At 69.4% G+C, this 3,140-nt stretch carries 6 protein-coding genes; 2 read left to right on the forward strand and 4 right to left on the reverse strand.

Translation table 11 applies throughout. The features are described 5' to 3' along the window. From IE258_RS40435 to IE258_RS40450, 4 genes are all read right to left on the reverse strand, one after another. Positions 1-355 (reverse strand): hypothetical protein (locus IE258_RS40435; protein ID WP_189750782.1); only part of this gene is annotated, 355 nt, incomplete at its 3' end. Between the two features lie 89 nt (positions 356-444). Further along, positions 445-918, reverse strand: a complete 474-nt coding sequence (locus tag IE258_RS40440) for a hypothetical protein (protein ID WP_189750783.1) — start codon at positions 916-918, stop codon at positions 445-447. Next, positions 918-1,220, reverse strand: coding sequence for a hypothetical protein (locus IE258_RS40445; RefSeq protein WP_189750784.1), 303 nt, complete (start codon positions 1,218-1,220; stop codon positions 918-920). Before IE258_RS40445 ends, IE258_RS40440 begins: the two co-directional genes overlap by 1 nt. Beyond that, the gene (locus IE258_RS40450) at positions 1,220-1,570 is read right to left on the reverse strand and encodes a hypothetical protein (RefSeq protein ID WP_189750785.1); all 351 of its coding nucleotides are present in this window, start codon (positions 1,568-1,570) and stop codon (positions 1,220-1,222) included. The genes IE258_RS40445 and IE258_RS40450 overlap by 1 nt, the downstream gene beginning before the upstream one ends. A gap of 185 nt (positions 1,571-1,755) precedes the next feature. Between IE258_RS40450 and IE258_RS40455 the strand changes: the two genes are divergently transcribed. Together IE258_RS40455 and IE258_RS40460 are read left to right on the forward strand one after the other, a co-directional pair. After that, a complete protein-coding gene (locus tag IE258_RS40455; RefSeq protein ID WP_189750786.1) occupies positions 1,756-2,100 on the forward strand; it encodes a putative quinol monooxygenase in 345 nt (114 codons plus the stop codon). Continuing rightward, positions 2,097-3,140, forward strand: a 1,044-nt coding sequence (locus IE258_RS40460) for a helix-turn-helix domain-containing protein (protein WP_189750787.1), incomplete at its 3' end; no start/stop codon positions are given. The genes IE258_RS40455 and IE258_RS40460, both read left to right, overlap by 4 nt.

The following is a 3,140-nucleotide window of genomic DNA, read 5'->3' on the forward strand; positions in this document are numbered from 1 at the left end:
GGAGGAAGCCGTCCCAGCCCTTGCCGTGGGGCCACTGGGCGTACAGGACGCCCTGCGAGGCGTCGAAGGTCTTGCCGTCGGTGTTGTCGCGCTTGTACTGCTCGATCTGTGCGATCGACCCGAAGTAGGTGGCGGAGAACTCCTCGGACTCCAGGAAGATCAGTCCGTAGCCCTCGGGGCGGGTGTCGTGGCCGTTGTCCCGCAGCATCCCGACCATGTCCTCGTAGTTGGGGTTGTCGGGGGTGAGGGTGCCGACGAGGCAGATCCGGTACCGGTCGCAGCTCGTGACGCGGGTCGGGTTGGTGTCGCTGACGTGGTGTGCGGTGCCGTACGTGTTGGTGATCGTGATGCTCATGGGTGGTGTTCCCTTCGTGTGAGGTGGCTTAGGGGCTGGAGGGGTGGGGCCCGGCCGTGTCGGCTTCGGTCCGGGCCCCGGTCGGGTGGTTAGCGGGGGCGGTTCTCGGAGCGCTTGTTCGCTTCGGGGACCTTCCTGCGCAGCTCCTCTCGTTCGGCGTCGGTCACGGCCTGGCACCTCCCCTCACCGTTCGTGGGGGTGTGCTCGGAGATGAGGCCGGCGGCCTCGTTCGGGCAGTCGCGGGGGGCGTAGGCGGTCTCAAGGACGTGGGATTCGCCGAGCTGCTGCACGGTCTTGCGGGGCTCGTCCGGCAGGACAGCGAGGGTGGGGTTGGTCTTGGGGTTGGTCAGCTCCTGCACCAGCAGCGCGAAGATGCCGGGCAGGTCGACGTCGGGCTCGTTGGGGTCGCCGAGGAGGTTCAGGCTGGTCTGGGTGGCGTCGAAGTTGAGCCGGCCTGCACGGGAGGCGGCGGCGAGGGCGCGGGCACCGTTGGCGATCTGGTCGATGCCTTCGATCCACTCGTAGCCGTCGAGCCGGTCGAGGGCGTTGTCGAGGTCGCTCATCACAGGTCCCCGTTCGCGAGGTTCTCCAGCTGCGTCAGGGCCTGCGCCAGCACGTCGTCGCTGTCGGGGTTGGGGAGCGGGTTGGCCTGCTCGTAGTCCCGCACCGCGGCGAGGTGGGCGGCGCCGTCGGCGAGGGCGGTGACGTCCTGCTTGGACAGCCACACGTCGCCGACGTACCGGCCGTTGGGGAGCCGCAGGGTGACCATGAGGGCGCGGTCTCCGTCGTCCGGGGAGATGTTGATCAGCTGGTGGTACAGCTCGAGCGCGGCGAGCTCTTCGGGGGTGTGCTCGTGACGCTCCATCACCGGGCACCCCCCAGGAGGCGCAGCGCCGGCCGGGCCGACGGGGCGGCGGGGGCGGCGTGCTTGGCGTGGAGGCCCTCAGCGCGGCGGGCGGTGAGCTCCGCCAGGTCGTGCACGTTCACCGAGTCCAGGTCGACGACGCCCAGCTCGGGCCCGTCCACAATCTCGACGGTGATGCGCAGGGCGCCGATGGTGCGGCCGGGGGCGGGCTTGAAGACGGGCAGCGCCTGGAGGGCGGTGAGGAGCTTACGGCCGGCACGGCCGGCGAGCTGCTCGTAGACGTCACGGACGGCGTCCGTGCCGTCGGCCGTGGGGGTGGTACTGGCGGTTCGTGTGGGATCCTTCTTCATGTGGATCCGCCTCCTGTTGTGGCAGGTAGGGCTTGGGTCTGCATCTAGGGCTCCGTGGTGACGCACGGGGCCCTTTCTGCTGCCCCGGTTGGGGCGACACTGAAGACCGTACTAGAAGTGTTAGTTCGGGTCAATGCACTAGTGTCACCCTCGAAAACATTTTCTAGTAGTGTGAGACTGTCAGCATGACGAACCCAGGAGGACCATTGCCGAGCGGATACGCACTCACCGTGCGGTTCACCACCCGCGACGCCGACGCAGCACAGCGGTTCGACGCCCTCGTGGAACGCACTCTCGAGGGCATCCGCAACGAACCCGGCACGCTCGTCTACGTCGTGCACAAGCCCGAAGACGAACCCCTCGTGCGCGTCTTCTACGAGCTGTACGCAGACCGTGCAGCGTTCGAAGCACACGAGGAGCAGGAGCACACCAAGCGGATGCTGGCCGAGCGCGAGCAGTACCTCGCCAACACCGAGGTGGAGTTCCTCCACGAGATGACCGGCAAGCGGCCGGCGAGGGAGGCGACATGAGCAAGCCCCGTGGAAGGGAGGTAGACCCCCGCGACCGCGCGTTCGGGCGCCGGGTCGCGGACCTGCGGAAGGCTCGAGGGCTGACGCAGCAGCAGTTGGCGGCGCTCCTCAGCAACCGGACGTCTGGATGGATGTCGCAGGTCGAGCGCGGTATCCAGCCGGTGCGCCGGATGGACGTGCTCCAGGAGATCGCGACCGCTCTGGGCGTGTCGACGCAGACGCTGAACCCGGACGCGCCGATCCCGTCGCCGACGACGGAGCCGGTCCCGGAGCTTTCGAACGACCTGGACGGCGCCCGTGAGGTGATCGCCGGACACCCGGCGCTGAGCGCGCTGCTCGGTACCGAGCCGGCCGCCCCCGCCGACCTGGACGCCCTGTCGGTGCAGGTTGACGAGATGTGGGAGCAGACGCACCAGGCGAACCACCCCGTGGTCAGCGAAATGGTGACGGAGCTGATCCCGCAGCTCGAGCAGGCCGTCCGAACGGTCTCCGAGGAGCAGCGGCCCCTCGCCTACAGCCTCCTGTCGAACGCGTACCAGGCGCTGGCTGCGGCGTTCGCCCGGCAGGGAGACGCCCGCGCGGCGTGGGTCGCTTCGGACCGTGCCATCACGACGGCGGAGCGGTCCGGCGACGTGCTGTTGGTGTGCGCCGGGGTGTTCCGCATGGTCCACGCGTTCGTCCGGCTCGGCGACAAGCAGGAAGCCGAGCACGCCGTGCACACCGCGATCCAGGCGCTCGAGCAGCGGGGCGACCTCACGCCGGAGGGCCTGTCGGTTCTCGGGTCCCTGCACCTGGCCGCTGCGCTCGTGCACGCCCGCTGCTCGCAGCGCACCGAGGCCCGCGAGGAGATCGCCAAGGCCCGGCATGTGGCGGAGCAGCTCGGCGAGGACCGCAACGACTACCACCTCGAGTTCGGCCCGACCAACGTGGCCATCCAGGCGGTGTCGACCGCGGTGGAGCTGGGCGACGCCGGCGAGGCGATCGACGTCGCTCACACGATCGATGCTTCGTCCCTCTCCCCCGAGCGTCAGGGGCGGGTG

It is taken from the genome of Streptomyces tendae, from assembly GCF_014650435.1.
GTDB lineage: Bacteria > Actinomycetota > Actinomycetes > Streptomycetales > Streptomycetaceae > Streptomyces > Streptomyces tendae.

Bases quoted from the DNA above. Each gene is read 5' to 3' on its own strand.
- IE258_RS40450 (WP_189750785.1), bottom strand. From the start codon at position 1,570: ATGAAGAAGGATCCCACACGAACCGCCAGTACCACCCCCACGGCCGAC.
- IE258_RS40445 (WP_189750784.1), bottom strand. From the start codon at position 1,220: ATGGAGCGTCACGAGCACACCCCCGAAGAGCTCGCCGCGCTCGAGCTG.
- IE258_RS40455 (WP_189750786.1), top strand. From the start codon at position 1,756: ATGACGAACCCAGGAGGACCATTGCCGAGCGGATACGCACTCACCGTG.
- IE258_RS40440 (WP_189750783.1), bottom strand. From the start codon at position 918: ATGAGCGACCTCGACAACGCCCTCGACCGGCTCGACGGCTACGAGTGG.